Genomic DNA, 18,441 nt, shown 5'->3' with positions numbered 1-18,441 from the left:
TGCATTAAAAGGGAGCGGGAGACAACCGTTTTCCGCTCCTGATATAAGTGTAATTATCTTATATAAATCATATATCATTCTATAAGGAGATGAAAAATATGAAAAAGAGAATGTTGGCAATGAGACTTGGGTTATTTTTTGCGGCGGCTTCGGTTACCGGAGGCACCGTAGCAGCCGGGGCACTTCCAACAATGGCTGCGCAGACGCATTTCACCCGTCCCCAGAATGTCAGAGTGGAATACATTGATCAGGACAGCGGGACGGTTCTGGAGTACGCAGCCCTGACCGGCGAACATAAAACCCGCGTGGACTATTCCACCGCTTCTGTGATCCGCCGTCTTTCCACCAACTACAACCTCGTGAAGGACGGTTTCCCGTCAGAGGCAATGTATGATGATGATTCCTTCCAGGATCAGCTTTATACGGTTACCTTTTCACACAAGCAGAATGCTCTTCCTGCCGATATGACAACAAAGACGGTAAAGCGGACCATCCACTTCATTATGGCAGATGTTTCTACGGAAAAGCCGGAGGTGGTACAGGAAAAGGTATTTACAAGAAATGGTTATCAGGACGCGGTAACGAAGGATATTGTAACCACTTCCTTCTCACCGGAAGCACAGGAGTTCCCGGAATATGCCATCCCGGAAGAGTCCGGTTACAAGGCATTTGTAAATGGAAAAGAAGCGACAAAGATTGATCCGGAGCTTGTTACCGCACAGAGCAGAGATTCGGATATCTATGTATTCTATTCCAAGAATCCCCAGCAGTATGCGACCGTATCCATTGTGGACGATTCGACAGGGGAAACAGACGCACAGCGGACCACTCTTGCAAGTATTACCGTGACGGGAACGGAAAACACCCTCTTCCCGGATATTGCGGATACTGTAGGCGTAACAAAACTGGCAGAGCTTCAGAGAAAAGGCTATGACGTAGTATCAAACGATTATGGCAAGGCATCAAGTCATACGTTTGATAACGACACGACATCGAATCAGAATATCGTGATTCATGTTACTCCCCATATTGAAAAAATTACCGCTGAAAATCCGAAGACCGTGAATGACCAGAGAAACGAAGCCGGAGACAAATATCCGGAAGGACTCGGGAAGGAAAGTCTGTCTGCGAGCGTTACCCGAACCATAAAGTACATCTATGATGATGCGACACCGGATAAGAACGATGACAATGAGAAAGCAGCCGATGATGTTACGGAAACCCTGGCGTTCACACGCACAGCAAACGTAAATAAAGTCACCGGTGAAGTCACCTACAGCGATTGGACCGGAGACAAGACCGGATTTTCCGAGGTAAAGAGTCCGGAGATCAAGGGATATTCCGCATCACCGGAAAAAATTGATGCGGAGGAGATCAAGGATGCCGGATCGGCAGCAGACACCACACAGTACGTCACTTATATCCCGAAGATCCAGAAGGCGGTTATCCGCTATGTCGGCAAAGATGGAAAGGTTCTTGCCGATGACGCAGCTGACACCGTGGAAGGAAAGACGAAGGAGGCCATTTCCTACTCCACCAAGGATCGGATCAAGAGCTTTACCGACAAGGGATACAAGCTCGTTGAAGATAAGTTCCCGACCGATGAGAAAGATCTTGTCTTTGATGACGACGATACCGTAGACCAGACTTATGATGTCGTGCTTGAGCCGGTTGTAGAGACGATTACAAGTAAGACTGCAAAGACCGAAGAAGACCAGATGAATCCGAATGGGGATAAGTATCCGGCCGGACTCTCCGAGAAGGATCTGACAAAGGAAATCAAACGAACGATTCATTTTGTGGATAAGGACGGAAAGCCGATGCAGCGCAAAGACGCGAACGGCAAGCTGATTCAGATGCCGGATCAGGTAGAAACGGTCACCTACACCAGAGAGGCAACTGTAGACCATACAACTGGTACGGTTACTTACAGCGATTGGAAGAGTGAGGACCCGGTACTCAAGGCTGTCAAAGCGCCGCAGATTGAAGGCTACAAAGCGGATAAGGAATCCATCGGAGCGGTAGAGACAAAGGCAGACACAAAGGATATCGAAGAGAAGATTACCTATACCGCTACCGCAGACACCAAGACCACAAATACAGCCGATAACGGAAAAGGAACAGCAGCGAACGGCACCGGAAGTGCGACAGGAACTACAGGAACTACAGGAACCACAGGTACTGCTTCCGGAAAGAACACCGGCACAACCACGATCTCGCAGAGCGGTAAGGGCGGCGTTGCACAGACCGGTGACGTATCCAGCGTTCCGTACATTTTCGGAGGACTTGGATCAATCTTCACAGCAATCGGAGCATTCTTCAGAAGAAAAAAGAGACAGTAATGCTTTTCTGAATAAACAAAACGGAATTTTGTTTCCGCAGTCGGACATGACCCGGCTGCGGGAATGAAACGCCGACAAGGTAAGGAGACAGATGTTGGAAGAGAAAAAGCAGAACAAACCGAAGATGACATGGCAAAGGAAACTTATTTTGATCATTTCCTTTTGTGTCCTGGCTTTTTGTGCTTACAAGCTGATTCCGAAGCTCATGGAATACGGAAAATCCAGAGAAACGTATGAGCACATCCGGGAGGATGTCGTAAAAAAACCGGAAAAACCGGAAAAACCCGCTGCAGATTCGGAAACAGAGACGGTATCAGAAGTCCCGGACGATTCCTTTAAAATCGACTGGGAAAAGTTCAAAGGGGAAAATGTAGTCGCATGGCTGCAGCTGGACGATATCGGGTATCCCGTTATGCAGGGGAAAGACAATGAACAGTACCTCCATACCCTTCCGGATGGAACTTATAACTACGGGGGGAGCATTTTCCTGGAGGCAAAAAACAAGAGCGATTTTACGGATCAGAATTCAATTATATACGGGCACAACATGGCGGACGGATCGATGTTCGGAAAGTTTCGTTCGAGATACGGAGACGCGAAATACAAGGATCATACCTTTGACTTGTATCTGCCGGACGGAACCAGACATACCTATACCTTTTTCGCTGTTGTTCTGACAACGGGTGGATCGGATGTCTACACCTACCGCTTTGGATCGGAAGATCAGTTTCTCACTTACCAAACGACAGAACAGGAGATGTCTCTTTACAAAAATTCCGCAAAACCAGACCCGAAAGCGCATCTTGTGTCATTGTCCACCTGCAACGGATACGAAGGCACGAATAACAGACTCGTGATCCAGGGAATCCAAACAGGCGTGAAAAAGACACAGGATGCGGCATCGTGGTGGAAACCGGATACAAATGTTTCGGACACAGAACAGGAATTAGCAGAAGAGATGTCTTCTGATATAGGAGGGTAACTATTTGAAAAATCGAGTTGTAAAAGCGATGTTGTATGTCTTGACAACAGCCGCAATCGGTATGGCGGTTCCAGCTGTGGCAAAGCCGGTACTGGCATTTGATATCCCGGACAGTTCGATCAGTGATGAAGAGGAAGTCCCGCAGGAAGCAGCACCCGTTGCCGATCCGGTTACAACACCTGCAGCACCTTCTGCACCTGCCACTGCGCCGTCATCATCGTCTCAGACGCAGGCAGCAGCAGGCCCGGTTATACCATCCTCGGTAATATATGAGGAAGAGGAAACCGTGCAGCCGACACAGGCACCGCAGGCTGCACAGCCGACAAATCCTGCACAGCCAACGAATCCTGCACAGCCAACACAGGCTGCTTCAGAAAAGGAGAAAAAAACAGCCGATAACACGAATACCCAGCCCGCCTTAAAATCCGGTGTGGAGAGTGAAAACGCAAATGCCGGTGGGGATGTCAAGGCAGATACGACAGGGGATAAAAAGGTTGATGAGACTCCTGCTCCGGTCGTAAAACCGGGAACCGGATCGAGAGTGATTGTCGATCCAGGGACGATTCAAGACAATCATTTCTGGCAGATTGGCAAACGGCCTCTTTTCGCCAAGCATGAATTAAATGTTTATGAAGAGAAAAAAGAGGATGCCAAGGTCGTAGGAACCGCTTCGTTGATGAATTTGCTTTATCAGATTCGCGATGAAAATGACGGATGGCTGTACGTGGAATCCGGAAATGTGCGTGGATTTATTAAGAGTGCGGATGTTTTCTCCGGAAAGAGAGCGAAACGCATTGCCTACCACATCCTTGAGAAAAAGGGCTTGAAGACAGACGAACAAAAGTCCAAGTATGACTGGTCCGAACGATTTGCGAAGGCAGCCGTAGATCCTACGGAAAACAAAGCATTCGCATATTATCGTGCGACAACAAACCGCGTGGTAGTAAAAAAGAAATATGCAGTACCAAAAGCAACGGATTATATCAACATCCGTGAGGGCAAATCCGAGAAGGCAAGAGCTGTCGGAAAACTTACGGTCGATGGGTTCGCCTATGTCCTGGATGAGACCGATCCGGATTGGCTTTATATCGAGTCCGGAGACGTGCGCGGATATGTAAGCCGCAGCGTCGTAGATATGAGTGACGGCGTACAGAAAGCAGTAAAAGAAAAAGGTGAGGATGCTTATAAAAAAGCGGAATCTTTGGTAGATCAGAAAGACAATAAGGCATTTTTCGCCTCTCTGAAAACCGTAAAATCCGGAAGGCCGGATGGACAGATTGGACAGTCACTGGTTGATTATGCATCGAATTATGTCGGAAATCCGTATGTCTGGGGCGGCACAAGCCTGACGGATGGTGCGGATTGCTCCGGTTTCGTGCAGTCCATCTATCGTCAGTATGGCATTAATCTTCCGAGGGTTGCTGCCGATCAGGCACAAGCAGGGACCGCTATCCCGATCAAGGATGCCATGCCGGGTGATCTGGTATTCTACAGCAGTGCAGATGAGGGGATCTATCACGTGATGATTTATGCCGGGGATGGAAAAACCGTAGAGTCCTATAATTCTAATCTAGGGATTATTCACGGAACATATGATACATCAAAAGGACTGGACTATGCGGTGCGTGTGCTCGATCAGACGAAAGATCCGCTGATTGTCAGTGACGGAGAAGCCGAAGAGATCACTCCACAGGCCGATTGCGGTGGTATCTGCACTTACGAGAAGTGGAATACCAACTGGGTATCCGGTACGCTTCAGAAGGCGCTCTACGATCTCTACGAGAACTATGACGATCAGGGATTTGGAAAGATCGGAGACCGATATGTCATAGCCTGCACGTCCACCTTCGGGAGAGTGGGAGATCTGATCGACTTCCAGCTTGAAGATGGAACGATTGTGAAAACTGTAATGGGCGATGCGAAAAACCAGTCCGATGCGGGATGCAACCTGTATGGGCATCACGAAGGCAGGAATGTACTGGAGTTCATTGTAAACGGTGATATGTGGTACAACACGAATCATGCGAATCCTGGTACAGCGGGTTGTTACCCGTCCTTTGGACAGAAGGTTGTAAAAGCAATCAATTACGGAAATATTCTTGGGTAATATTTCTTCTGGTACACAGACGGAAAGGACACTCTGCGGAAAACTCATATTTTGAGGGCTTTCGCAGAGTGTTTTTTACAAACTTAAACGGAGGATCAGAGATGGAGCGAAAAGAAATCACGATTTCCATGGATGCAAAGGTGTACGAAGAATTTGCAAAATTATGTGATAAAGCAGGGATCAGTATGCAGACAGCGTTCCTTTGGTTTGCCGGTATGGCGCTGGCAAAGAACGAAATTCCAATCGATCCATCTGATCTGACAATAAAGGAAGATTTTGAGCATTGCAAAGGCTTCGGGAAAGACAGATCTGTCAAGGCATATAAGTTTGAGGAATACAATTGAGGAGAAAGGGATGGATTATAATATAAGCTTTTTCAGCAAATGGAAGAGGCACTGTATATCAGAAGAAGTAGGAGAGTTTTTCCTTCAGGAGTCCGTGAAAATTCTGGAAGGATACCACGGAAAGATTCTTTCTTCTGCTTACGGGTCAAATTACCTTCATCTGGTGATTTCGGTTCCGGATGATATCGATATCAACAAAATGACATCAGGTCTGACCGATCAGCTGGAGACGAAGCTGCGGAGAGATCCAAAGCTTGGAAATAGAAATTATTATTTTGGGGAGCCATTCTCGTGGGGAGAATGTCATGTGACTGCGATTCCGGTATCAAAACCGGAGAAATGAGGAGGAAAAATGGCTGACAGTGCGAAAACCCAAAAAAGGAAAGAGAAAAAGCCTTCTTTTGTCGATGGGGTACAGAAGGAATGGAAAAAAATATCCTGGCTGCCAAAAGAAAGAGCAGGCAGACAGACAGCAGTGGTACTGATCATATCCGCATTGCTTGCAGTACTCATGACGTTGATCGACAGTGGAGCGCTGGCCTTGGTAGATGTAATAATGAGATGAGGGTATTCGGAAAATGTTTGATTCAGTAAAAAATACGCTTCGCGTAAAGGAAGTACAAAAAAAACTGTTTTTTGATTTGTTAATCTTGATTATTGTCCGGGCAGTATCACAACTTCCGCTGCCAGGTATACATACAGATTTTTTCAAAAGCTATTTTGCCGGAAATGACGCATACAGTTTTCTGAATGCTTTCACCGGCGGCGGTTTTGAAAATTTTTCCATTTTTGCGTTATCGATAACTCCGTATATCACAGCTACCATCATTGTGCAGCTGCTTACGATTGCGATTCCTTCTCTCGAAGAGATCAGCAGAGATGGAGAAGAAGGAAGAAAGAAACTGGAAAAGATTTCCAGATGGCTGACAGTGGCGCTTTCCCTTTTCGAAAGTACAGCTATGTGTATTGGTTTTCGCAACCAGCTGATGATTGATTTCAATATTATAAATGTGATTATGACGGTATCGGTTTTGACGGCTGGATCCTGTACGCTGATGTGGCTTGGAAATCAGATTGATGAGAAGGGTCTTGGAAACGGTATATCCATCATTCTCTTGTACAACATTCTTTCCCGTGTTCCGCAGGATATGATTACTCTGTATGACAATTTCGTTAAGGGAAAGACGATTGCGAAGGCAGCAGTAACATGGGCTGTTATTTTTGGAGTCATCATCGGTATTACCGTTCTCACCACCGTTTTAAATGGAGCAGAAAGAAGAATCCCCGTGCAGTATTCTCAGAAAATGGTTGGAAGACGAATGGTAGGCGGACAGGGTTCTGAAATCCCGCTCAAGGTCAATACGGGTGGTGTTATTCCTGTGATTTTTGCTTCCTCCATTATGTCTTTCCCCGGTATTATTGTTGCGTTCATTGGAAAAAGGCCGGGTGGATGGGCCGGAACGATTTTGGATATGTTATCTTCGAATAATTGGTTCCGTCCTTCAGACTGGTTTTTGACAATAGGATTGGGACTTTATATCGTTCTCGTCGTTTTCTTTGCTTATTTTTATACTTCAATCACCTTTAATCCGATGGAAATAGCAGATAATTTGAAAAAGTCAGGAGGTATGATTCCTGGAATCCGCCCCGGAAAACCAACCGAAGATTATCTGAATCGTATCCTGAAATACATCATCTTTATCGGAGCGATCGGCCTTGTCATCGTATGTGCGATCCCGTTTGTGATTAATGGTTTGTCTGGTGCGAATGTGTCATTCGGCGGCACCTCTCTGATTATTATTGTATCTGTCATTTTGGAGACAATCGGACAGACGGAAGCGCTGACAGCGGATAAAAAATACAAAGGATTTCTGCTTGGTTGAGAAAGGACCAATATGTTGAAAATGATTATTACAGTCCTGTTGATTGCTATTTCGATGATACTGATCGCTCTTGTCATGATGCAGGATTCACAAAACAAAGGACTCGGAGCCATCGGTGGAATGGCGTCTCATACAGACACTTATTGGGGGAAGAACAAGGGAAGATCAAAAGAAGGACGATTAAAGAAAGCAACGGTAGTTTGTGTAGTACTGCTGATTGCATTAACAGTTTTGTTAAATGCCGGGATCTGGAATCATGTCAATAATAACAGCGCATCCAATTCTGTCATTACTCAGTCATCGAGCATAGAAAATGAGTAAAGGGAGAGGAAGCAGTGGATAATCGTAGACAGGTCGTAGTTGATGTGTGGGGAAAAATCGCTATGTTTACCCCACCGGAAAGCAAAATTGAACGGGTAAGCTATTGTGTGCCTACACCTTCTGCCTGCAGAGGAGTACTCTGCAGTATTTATCTTAAGCCTATAGAATTTTATTACGAAATCAAGAAGATTGAGGTCATGAAGCCGATCAAGATGATCGAAATCAAGACAAATGAATCAAAGACCAAAATTGAATTGAAAGAGCCGCATCCGATTTATCTTACAATGGGAAAAATGAAAGATCCTATAGGCATGGGTATACGGACTGGTCAGGGTACGCAGCGCGGTAATGTGTATTTGAAAGATGTGTATTATCGGATTACAGCTGATATTGTTAAAAGAACGGATGCTCCGGATCGAATTGATATTGATCATCTGTATCAACAGTTTGACAAACGGATCAAAAAAGGAAAATGTTTTCGGCAACCTTTTTTGGGAACGCACGAATGTATGGCGTTTTTTAAGATGCCAGATCCCTACGTGACTCCAATAAAAGAAAGCAGAGATTTTGGCTACATGCTCTATGACGTCTTCGACATTACAAGGAACGAAAAACTGGATACTTCTGAGAATGGAAATGTAGACAAGATCGTAAGCCCTTCGTTTTATCACGCTGTCATGCGGGACGGCACGATTCATGTACCCGGCTGGGAAAGCTCCGACATAAGGAGGTTAATCTGATGCTGCAGGATATTTACAATTACGGAATCAGGCACAATATCAAACAAAAGCCGAATACAGCCCTGAAACAGATTGCAGGATACATCTGCATTGATGAAGACGGCGAGTTTGAGTCAATCGAAGAAAATGGTCTCGAAAAAATCGCGTGCCCAGATATCGGAACGGAAAAACAAGGCCTTGGGGCTAATGCTATTGTTGATAAGGCTGCGACTATTGTTCCTCCGGAAGATATCGTACAGACATCGAAAGCTCATAAAGCCTGGCTGTCAATTATGAGAGAATGTTGCGACGCAGTACCAGAATTTCGTGCCTTAAAATTATATCTGGAAACCTTGGAAAGTGACGTGAATGTCCGCAAAAAACTCGAAGATGCATTAAGCAATCACGCACTTATTAAGATCAACAATGATGGCAGTTTAACCGGCGAAAAACTTCTAACGTTCAAAATAGAAGGCGAATCTATCGTTGAAACCGGATACTGGGAAACCTGGTTGGCAGGTCATATTAAAAAATATTCTGACAAGCAGGGAAAATCCAGTAATGGTTGCAAGATGATATCAGCTATTACCGGACAGCCGGTCACAATTTCTGAAGAATCTAAACCCAAGGTCAAAGGCGGGGTCCTCGGAAAAGGCGCAACGCTTACCGTTTCATACGATAAAATTTTTCAAGGAAGATCGTCCTTTGATTCCTATGGGCTGGAGAGGGGCCAGAATTCGGCAATTGGCGATGCAGAATCTATCGTAATTTCTGATACACTGAATTTTCTTGCAAATAAAGATAACCATCATAGTTCAAACCAATTTGGAATTTTCTATTGGTACTCCGATGACACAGTACCGGATTTGATCGGAGAAACTGTGTATTTACCACAGGGTAAGGCAGAACAGAAATATGAAGATATGATTGCAAACACTCCGAACCTGACTACATTATACGAATCTATATTAAAAGGGGTTTTGCCTGAGCCTTATCCGTTTGATGCCCACTTTAAAGTATTCAAAGCGACTAACTCACAAGAACGATACAGCACACGAGAAATTTTTTCTGGCGCATATGGAGATTTGAGGAACGGAATTGACCAGTGGTATCGGGATACGGAAATAAAAATCTGGGAGATGCCTGATAAACAGCACTGGAAATGTAGTGCAATGTCAATCCGAAATATATACAGTTTGCTGTTTGGTCTGCTTGACAGAGACCAGACGTCAAATGGGCAAGTTGAAGAGAGCAAGTTTGAATATGGACAGTCTATGCTTGATTTGCTTCATTCTGTTTTCTTTGAAAATCAGATTCCGGAAATTTTTTATCACAGGGCAATCAAGAAGGGATACTCCGGTCTTTTGCTTGGCAAAAAAATAAACCCGGTAATTATTCAGGTAATCAAAGTTTATAAGATAAGAGAACAAGGCGGGATGAAAATAATGGATGATTTGTCAGTTATGGGAAAAGAGTCGCAGGCTTATTCTTGCGGCCGTTTGTTTGCAGTATACGGAAAAATCCAGCAGGTAGCTTCCAATTACGGGCAGATTGGAAATGATGTGTGTTCCAGATATATCGGAATGATGTTCAAGCACCCGGATGAGGCTTTTGTGGAAATGGCAAAATTATCATTTGTGCATATGAGAAAAATCGATGAAAAAAAGAAAAAAGAATTTACCTGTAAAATTGCAGAAATCACTGCAAATATTGGGATGAAATTTCCTCAGAAGTTCACCAAAACAGAGCAGGCAGAATTTCTTCTGGGCTACTATAGAAATATGAATATATTTGCTGAAGAAAATGCCATAAGGCAGAAGAAGAAACAGACAAACGATTCAGAAATCAAAAGTGCATAACTTAATTGATTAAGGAGGTTTGACTAAAAAACTGGCGGTGCAAACTCCATCTGAACTACAACTCAGATGGTGAGGTTCACTATATAGGGAGAACAAAAATATGGCATTAAAAAACAGATATGAAATTCTTTCTCTCGTTCAGGCAACGATGTGCAATCCGAACGGAGACCCGGATATGGATAATCGTCCGAGAATTGATGACGAGACAGGCAGGGCATATATGACAGACGTTTCTATTAAAAGCCGTATCCGCGGATATGTAGATGGAACAAAACATAACGAAAAAGACAGCAACGGCAATGGGCTGGATATTCTGATCCGTCATGGCGAAAGTCTCAATCGTGACATTGCAGAAGCAGTGCTCAACAATGTTGATGGTGGAAAGATAAAAGATTTAAAAAAATTTAAAAACACTACTGCGGGCGTAAAAGAAGCAAGAGATTTTATCCTGAAGAAGTATTGGGATGCACGCGTATTCGGCGGAGTGCTTTCAACCGGGCTCAATGCCGGCCAGATTAACGGTCCCGTACAGTTTGCATTTTCAGAGTCCATAGACCCTGTTACGCCTGAAATTGTGGGAATTACAAGAAAAGCATTCTCAGTGCCACAGGGCGAAAAAGATGCAGTATTTGGAACTCTCCATGAATATGATGATTGGGCAGCAAAGCTCCCCGATGAAAAAAAGAAGGGAATGGGCAATAAAAAGATTGTTCCCTATGCGCTGTTCCCTATTAAGGCATGTGTCAGTGCAGGTTTGGCACGAAATACCGGCATGACAGATGAAGACTTTCAACTGCTGATTGAAGCGTGGGCACGGATGTACGATTACAACATTTCTGCATCTAAAATGGGAATGTCGGTACTTCTTCCGATTTTTGTGTTTAAGCATATTGGAACGCAAAATCCTGAAACAAACAGCAAACAGAATGCAAACGAGGCGCTTCTCGGATGTGCACCGGCATACCAGATTTTTGAGTTGCTCGACGCGAAGAAAAAAGAGAATGTTGAAATACTGAGAAGCTATCTTGACTATGAAGTGGTTTTTCATAAGTCAATGATTCCAAATGGTGTTATTGTGGGAATTGCTGATTATTCCGGTAAAATCAACTGGGATATAGATTGGGATAGTTGGAATAGTAAGTACAGTTGGATTAAGGTGGATTGATGATCTTGTGCGAGAACCAGATGCTAACACAAATTTCCCGGGAGGTTCGCGCAAGCAAAATGCAAAATTACAAGAAAAAAATCGCCCTTTCGTAATAATGGCGGCAATAATATCATAAGCTCTTGTAATAACTCAACAATATTGCTAACAGGTATTTGTGCAATATTGCTGAAGCCCCTCGTAGAGGGGCATGTATTGAAATCGCAGGGATATGTTACCGGGGATCTTATGATCCGAAGCCCCTCGTAGAGGGGCATGTATTGAAATCTCAAGAACAGCTTTGGCTAATATTCCAACGAACGGAAGCCCCTCGTAGAGGGGCATGTATTGAAATAAGGTTCTTAATTTTTGCTTGTTGACACTTGCGGAAGCCCCTCGTAGAGGGGCATGTATTGAAATAGCCTTTCGCATACGCTTTTGTCTTCCTCAGATGGGAAGCCCCTCGTAGAGGGGCATGTATTGAAATATTGATATCAAGGGTGACATTTATCAATGGACGCATGAAGCCCCTCGTAGAGGGGCATGTATTGAAATTCTGCTCTGCCCTGGTTCACTACAGTAATACCGAAGCCCCTCGTAGAGGGGCATGTATTGAAATCTCAACTTTTGAGAAAGGAGCAAGCCGGCGGAGCGAAGCCCCTCGTAGAGAGGCATGTATTGAAATTAACTCCATGTTTTTCACATTGGCTGCGTTAAAGAAGCCCCTCGTAGAGGGGCATGTATTGAAAAATTATGACATATTATGCACGTAAAGACAAAAATGGAAAACCAGAGTCTCTGGAACATCATACATTGCTTGTTGCAAAGAAATCCTCCGAATATGCGGAAGCCTTCGGGTGTGGCAAAATCGGCGAGCTATGCGGATATCTGCATGATTGTGGAAAACATACCTATAAGTTCCAAGAGGTTCTTTTTGGCAACAGAACAAAGGTGGATCACTCTATCGTGGCCGCCATATTAATTTTTAATAACTTCCCTGAAATACCCCAAAGTGCAAGAGAAATTCTTGCAGGAGTTTGTGCCGCACATCATTCTGGTCTTCGGTGCAAAAGCTATGATTATAGACTTCCGAATGATTACAATTCTCGTGTTGCGTTGTTGGTGAAGGATGATGCTGGATACGAAGAAAAAGAAAATGCACTATCCAGTGAAAAAGAATATGCGGATATCGTAGAGTACGAAAATACATTTATTGAAGGTTTGAAGCATTCTATGGCATATAAGCGGTTAATAAAAGTATTACGTCGATTCGTCGATAACGACGAATGTTTGTCTGACAGCATCGCAATTAATGCCTCGCGAATGTTTTTTGCACGGATGCTTCTTTCTTGCTTAGTAGATGCAGACTATTCTTCTGCAGCTTCGTGGGATGAACCAGCTTATTTTAAAAACTCCGAATTGCAGCCATTGTCAGAACCACTCATAGATGAGATGCTGAATCATCTGGAATCTTATCGGAACGAAATTATTCGTGGTTCAGATCAGACAGCCCAAATGAATATCCTGCGCGGCATTGTCTATCGAGATGCTTATGACGCCGGTAAGAGACCCGGATGTGGTTTTCGAACAATGACAGCGCCAACCGGAACTGCGAAGACATTGGCAATTATGAAGTATGCGCTAGAAAAAGCAAAGGTTGAACATCACAAACGTATTTTTGTTATACTTCCTTTTCTATCTATTATTACTCAAAATGCGGATGAATATAAGAAGATATTTGGCGACGACATTGTACTAGAAGATGACAGTCGGACGGAATATACCGATCAAACCAGAGCGTATTCAGATCGATGGTCTGCTCCAATCATTGTCACAACAACAGTAAAATTCTTTTCGACTTTATTTGCATCAAGAAGTACAGAACTTCGTCGTCTTCATCAGGTGGCGGATTCGGTAGTCGTATTTGATGAATGCCAGTCTCTCCCGTCTTCTGTCCTCGATTGTACTATATATATTCTTCAGCAGCTTGCAAAGAATTATCATACAGATATCTTGCTTTCAACCGCGACACTTCCCTCTTACAATTATCGAAATCAAATTTCGTGGCAAAGAGAGGAAATTATCAAAAATGTAAAAAAGCTGTATGAAGATTATCACATAGCCAAAAAGACAGATATTGAGTTTGCTCCAGGGGATAAAAAATACAGCGCAAAAGACCTAGTAAACGTATTTTCGGGTAATAATCAGGCGGTATTCATCTTCAATACAACGAAAAAAGCAAAGGAGATGTATGATGAACTGATCCGTGTACACGGACAGAAGAATTGTCGGCTACTCACGTCTGCTCTTTGTTCAGATCACAAACGGGATCTGATTACGTGGACAAAGCAAAGATTAAAATCAAAGAATCCAGAGCCATGTTATTTATCCAGTACGCAAAGTATAGAGGCGGGTGTAGATGTGAGTTTTCCATGTGGAGCCAGAGAATATGCGCCTTTTCCATCTGTTGCGCAATCAGCAGGAAGAATTAACAGAAATGGGGAGGGCAACGGATATCTGCTTGTTTTTCGACATAAAAATCATAGCAAATATGATTATCCTGGAGCAGACTATATGACGGCCAGTGATCAGACATTGCATATGGCGGAGAAGAAACGGAAAAAGGGAAGCTTTTTATCTACAGATTCGCTCGATGACATGGATCAGTATTATAAAAGACTTTACCGGTCGGAAGCTGCGAAAAAAGACAGGCGCGAACTTACCGAAGCAATCCTGGAGGAAAATTATCATGAAACAGAAGATTACTATTCGATTATAGAAGACAAAGGACAGCTCAACATCATTGTTCCTTACAAGGACAACGAGAAAAGTATAAAGACGTATAATACTATTGCTGCCGAGCTTCGGGAAGCGGATTATGGAATCACAAAGAGTCAAATGAAGCGCGCATCTGGAATTACAGTTTCAGTATATACAAATCACTTCACACAGATAAGTGCTTGTTGCCAGCAGTTATATTTTATGACAAATGCTGGTTTGCAGGCCACTAATTGGTATCTTTTGGAAAATTTGCAATACTATACAGAACACGGACTGGATGTGACTGATGTTGATGATGTTAACCTGTCTTGCAATTCTCTTAAATGAAATATATAATGTGTGTACGGAGTGTGTGTATAACAAATGGGAGGAAATAATATGACAAATACTTTAACCAAAACTAAGGTTTTCCAAAACGGTAATAGTCAGGCAATCCGAATTCCACAAGACATGAGAACAGATAAGAAAGAGTACTATATTCACAAGGTTGGTGATACCTACATTGCTTTTCCGACGGATGACGCATGGGCTACAGTGCGGGAAGTCATTGGCACTTTTCCTTCGGATTTTCTCGATACCAGAGACCAGCCTTCACCGGTAGACATTCCGGAAAGAGAGGACTTTTAATGTATCTTTTGGATACCAATATCTGTATCTATTTCATGAAAAATAAATATCCGGATTTAACAAAGCGGCTTATGGAACATGACCCTTCGGAGTTGATGATTTCATCTGTAACTGTCTTTGAGTTGGAATATGGTGTTGCCAAAAGTCATTGGGGAGAAAAGAACCATCAAAAAATGCTTCTGTTTCTGGCTCCATTTACAATCGTCCCCTTTGATGGAAACGATGCAGTTACAGCAGGAAGAATCAGAGGCTTTTTAGCACAAGCAGGGACACCAATCGGACCATATGATGTAATGATTGCAGGACAGGGCCTTGGTAGAAATCTGACTGTCATCACTCATAATGTGAAGGAGTTCAGCAGAGTTCCGGATCTCAAGATTGAGGATTGGATTGAGGAAGCTAAATGACTGATATAGAGCAGCGGGAAGCTGCACGGCAATTTGTAAATAAGTGGCGCGGAAAGGGAAATGAAGACGAGGATGGTCGGTCCTACTGGATCGATCTCCTTCAGAATGTTCTTGGTATGGAAAATGTGACAGACCGCGTGGACTTTGAAAAGAAAGTATATGTAGATGGCAATAAAAAGCGGATTGACGCTTATATTCCAGAGACAAGAGTGATTATAGAGCAGAAGAGTCTGGGTAAAGCACTGGATCAGAAGATTCACAATTCCGGGGACATAGATCTCACTCCGTATGAGCAAGCCAAGCGGTATAATGATAATCTTTCTTTCGATGAGAGAGCACGGTGGATTATTACGTGTAACTTCGCCCAGATCTGGATATATGACATGAATCAGGCAAATTCGAAAAAATTTGAGCCACTGAAGATAGAACTGCCGGATCTGCAAACGAAATTTCCGCTCCTGGACTTTCTGGTTAAAAAAGATGTTAAACAGCTGTCCCGCGAGATGGAGATTTCCATTAAGGCCGGTGATATCGTTGGTCTGCTTTATGACGCTTTCGTAAAGCAATATGGTATACCGGAAATAGCACCTAAGAACGAAAGCGACGATGAAAAGAAGAAGCGGGAGCATAAACTGCGCAGTCTGAATGCGCTCTGCGTCCGGCTTGTATTCTGCCTGTACGCCGAGGATGCCGGTATTTTCGGACGCAGGAATATGTTTCACGACTATATGGAGCATTATTCTGTCCGCGAGAGTCGGCGGGCTCTGATCGAACTGTTCAAGGTGCTGGACACGCCAGTGCCGGAACGGGATGAATACTTGGAAGAAGATTTGGCTGAGTTCCCATATGTGAACGGCGGACTTTTTGCGGATGAGTCGATTGAAATCCCACAGTTTAACGAGGAAATCCGAACGCTACTTTTGAAGAATGCGTCTGAGAATTTCAACTGGAGTGATATATCGCCAACCATCTTCGGAGCTGTTTTTGAATCAACACTGAATCCGGAGACACGACGTGCCGGCGGCATGCATTACACATCCATCGAGAACATTCACAAGGTGATTGATCCGCTTTTTTTAGATGACCTGAAAGGTGAGCTTTCGGACATCGAGAAGATCCAGGTTAAGAACACAAGGAACCGGAAACTGCATCAGTTTCAGGACAAACTGTCCTCCCTTCAGTTCCTTGACCCCGCTGCCGGTAGCGGAAATTTTTTGACGGAAACTTATCTGAGCCTGCGCCGTCTGGAGAATCAGATTATCCGTGACCTGACCGGCGGACAGATGGTTTTCGGTGAGGTGATCGATCCTATTAAAGTATCTATAACACAGTTCCATGGCATTGAGATCAATGACTTCGCAGTGACGGTCGCAAAGACCGCACTCTGGATTGCAGAGAGCCAGATGATGAAGGAGACAGAAAGCATCATCGTACAGCAGCTGGAGTTCCTTCCATTAACGACGAATGCGAATATTGTTGAGGAAAACGCGCTGCGGATAGACTGGAAAGATGTGGTTCCGGCAGAAAGGCTGAACTATCTTATGGGAAATCCTCCCTTTGTAGGTTACAGTCTCCAAAGTAAATCACAAAAAAATGACATTCTTTCTGTCTATCTAGATGATAATGGCAATACTTATAAGACGGCTGGAAAAATAGACTATGTTGCGGGATGGTATTTTAAAGCGGCACAACTGATGCAAAATACAAATATTAAGGCTTCTTTTGTTTCCACGAATTCGATCACGCAAGGAGAACAGGTTTCAGCCATCTGGAAACCGCTCTATGAAAGATTTAATATTCATATTGATTTCGGATGGAGAACTTTTGTGTGGGACAGCGAAGCAAATGACAAGGCGCATGTTCACGTGGTTATTGTTGGGTTTAGTAGCGCACCGTCTGATCATAAGAAATGGATATTTGAGAAAGAGAATCGGCGTGAAGTACAGAATATTAATCCGTATTTATTAGATGCACCAGATGTATTTGTTGAGAGCCGGTCAACTCCTCTTTGCGACGTTCCTGAAATGATTTATGGTAATAAGCCAACGGACGGAGGTTTTTTATTTCTCTCCCCGGATGAAAGACAAGAAGCCATTAAAAAAGAGCCCTGGATAGAAAAATACATTCATCAGATCTATGGAGCCACAGAGTACATAAACAACAAAAAACGATATTGCCTATGGCTTGTTGGCGCTTCACCAGCAGATATTGCAAAGTCAAAATTTATTACTTCAAGAGTGCAAGAAGTACGAAACTTTCGCCTTAATAGTTCCAAAGCTGCAACGCAAAAAAGTGCTGATACTCCAACTCTATTTCAGGAAGTACGTCAGCCAGATACAGAATACATTATAGTACCTCGGCATTCTTCACAGGTGAGAAGATATATTCCGTTTGGATTTGTCTCCCCAGAGATTATTGTGAATGATGCTGTACAGATAATTCCAAATGCGTCTCTCTATGAGTTTGGAGTTTTAACATCGAATGTTCATATGTCATGGGTAAGAGCTGTATGCGGCAGAATAAAGAGCGATTATAGGTATTCTAAAGACATTGTGTATAACAACTTTCCGTGGCCTAACTCAACCGATGAACAGAAGAAAGAAATAAGCCAGACTGCACAATTAATACTTGATGCAAGAAATTTGTTTCCGGACAGCAGTTTATCAGACCTTTATAATCCTTTATATATGCCGCCGGAACTGCGGAAGGCTCACACGTCAAATGATATTGCAGTCATGAAAGCATATGGTTTCAGCACCAAAATGTCAGAAGCAGACTGTGTGTCAGAGCTGATGAAGATGTATCAGCAGCTGACTTGTGGCGAAGCATGATCTTCAACATGATAGCCGGGAATCCCCGGTCATTCGATGATTGGAGTAGTTCAGCAGACCTAAATGTTCTGCTTGAGATTTCCATGTAAACATG

At 43.6% G+C, this 18,441-nt stretch carries 15 protein-coding genes and 1 CRISPR repeat array; all 15 genes read left to right on the top strand.

Translation table 11 applies throughout. The features are described 5' to 3' along the window. Positions 1–98 precede the first annotated feature (98 nt). The 15 genes from ACTQZS_RS08230 to ACTQZS_RS08160 all read left to right on the top strand — a co-directional run bounded on the left by ACTQZS_RS08230 (position 99) and on the right by ACTQZS_RS08160 (position 18,347). Positions 99–2,342, top strand: coding sequence for a mucin-binding protein (locus ACTQZS_RS08230; protein ID WP_441475389.1), 2,244 nt, complete (start codon positions 99–101; stop codon positions 2,340–2,342). 91 nt (positions 2,343–2,433) lie between these two features. Beyond that, the gene (locus ACTQZS_RS08225) at positions 2,434–3,324 is read left to right on the top strand and encodes a class B sortase (protein WP_441475388.1); all 891 of its coding nucleotides are present in this window, start codon (positions 2,434–2,436) and stop codon (positions 3,322–3,324) included. A 4-nt stretch (positions 3,325–3,328) separates the two neighbouring features. After that, a complete protein-coding gene (locus tag ACTQZS_RS08220; RefSeq protein ID WP_441475387.1) occupies positions 3,329–5,431 on the top strand; it encodes an NlpC/P60 family protein in 2,103 nt (700 codons plus the stop codon). A gap of 101 nt (positions 5,432–5,532) precedes the next feature. Further along, the gene (locus ACTQZS_RS08215; RefSeq protein ID WP_441475386.1) at positions 5,533–5,775 is read left to right on the top strand and encodes a hypothetical protein; all 243 of its coding nucleotides are present in this window, start codon (positions 5,533–5,535) and stop codon (positions 5,773–5,775) included. A gap of 10 nt (positions 5,776–5,785) precedes the next feature. Next, a complete protein-coding gene (locus ACTQZS_RS08210) occupies positions 5,786–6,118 on the top strand; it encodes a hypothetical protein (protein WP_441475385.1) in 333 nt (110 codons plus the stop codon). Between the two features lie 9 nt (positions 6,119–6,127). Beyond that, positions 6,128–6,340 carry a preprotein translocase subunit SecE gene (gene secE / locus ACTQZS_RS08205; RefSeq protein ID WP_441475384.1) on the top strand — a complete coding sequence of 71 codons (213 nt, stop codon included), beginning with the start codon at positions 6,128–6,130 and terminating at the stop codon, positions 6,338–6,340. Between the two features lie 13 nt (positions 6,341–6,353). Further along, positions 6,354–7,658, top strand: a complete 1,305-nt coding sequence (secY, locus tag ACTQZS_RS08200; RefSeq protein ID WP_441475383.1) for a preprotein translocase subunit SecY — start codon at positions 6,354–6,356, stop codon at positions 7,656–7,658. Positions 7,659–7,670: 12 nt separating this feature from the next. After that, a complete protein-coding gene (gene secG, locus ACTQZS_RS08195; RefSeq protein ID WP_441475382.1) occupies positions 7,671–7,979 on the top strand; it encodes a preprotein translocase subunit SecG in 309 nt (102 codons plus the stop codon). Between the two features lie 14 nt (positions 7,980–7,993). Continuing rightward, positions 7,994–8,719 carry a type I-C CRISPR-associated protein Cas5c gene (gene cas5c, locus ACTQZS_RS08190; RefSeq protein WP_441475381.1) on the top strand — a complete coding sequence of 242 codons (726 nt, stop codon included), beginning with the start codon at positions 7,994–7,996 and terminating at the stop codon, positions 8,717–8,719. Then, positions 8,719–10,557 (top strand): type I-C CRISPR-associated protein Cas8c/Csd1, encoded by a 1,839-nt coding sequence (locus ACTQZS_RS08185; protein ID WP_441475380.1) that lies wholly within the window; start codon positions 8,719–8,721, stop codon positions 10,555–10,557. Before cas5c ends, ACTQZS_RS08185 begins: the two co-directional genes overlap by 1 nt. Positions 10,558–10,657: 100 nt before the next feature. After that, positions 10,658–11,722 (top strand): CRISPR-associated protein, encoded by a 1,065-nt coding sequence (locus tag ACTQZS_RS08180; protein WP_441475379.1) that lies wholly within the window; start codon positions 10,658–10,660, stop codon positions 11,720–11,722. 170 nt (positions 11,723–11,892) lie between these two features. Beyond that, positions 11,893–12,451: a CRISPR direct-repeat array (repeat unit 32 nt; unit sequence GAAGCCCCTCGTAGAGGGGCATGTATTGAAAT). A gap of 3 nt (positions 12,452–12,454) precedes the next feature. Then, positions 12,455–14,809 (top strand): CRISPR-associated helicase Cas3', encoded by a 2,355-nt coding sequence (gene cas3 / locus ACTQZS_RS08175; RefSeq protein ID WP_441475378.1) that lies wholly within the window; start codon positions 12,455–12,457, stop codon positions 14,807–14,809. Between the two features lie 51 nt (positions 14,810–14,860). After that, positions 14,861–15,109, top strand: a complete 249-nt coding sequence (locus ACTQZS_RS08170) for an antitoxin (protein ID WP_441475377.1) — start codon at positions 14,861–14,863, stop codon at positions 15,107–15,109. Then, positions 15,109–15,516 (top strand): type II toxin-antitoxin system tRNA(fMet)-specific endonuclease VapC, encoded by a 408-nt coding sequence (vapC, locus tag ACTQZS_RS08165; protein WP_441475376.1) that lies wholly within the window; start codon positions 15,109–15,111, stop codon positions 15,514–15,516. The genes ACTQZS_RS08170 and vapC overlap by 1 nt, the downstream gene beginning before the upstream one ends. Beyond that, positions 15,513–18,347, top strand: coding sequence for a DNA methyltransferase (locus tag ACTQZS_RS08160; RefSeq protein ID WP_441475375.1), 2,835 nt, complete (start codon positions 15,513–15,515; stop codon positions 18,345–18,347). Before vapC ends, ACTQZS_RS08160 begins: the two co-directional genes overlap by 4 nt. The last annotated feature ends 94 nt before the right edge of the window (positions 18,348–18,441 follow it).

The sequence above is a fragment of the Bilifractor sp. LCP19S3_H10 genome, from assembly GCF_052119185.1.
In the GTDB taxonomy this organism is placed as follows: Bacteria; Bacillota; Clostridia; order Lachnospirales; family Lachnospiraceae; genus Bilifractor.
This window is presented reverse-complemented; position numbering and strand designations above follow the sequence as displayed.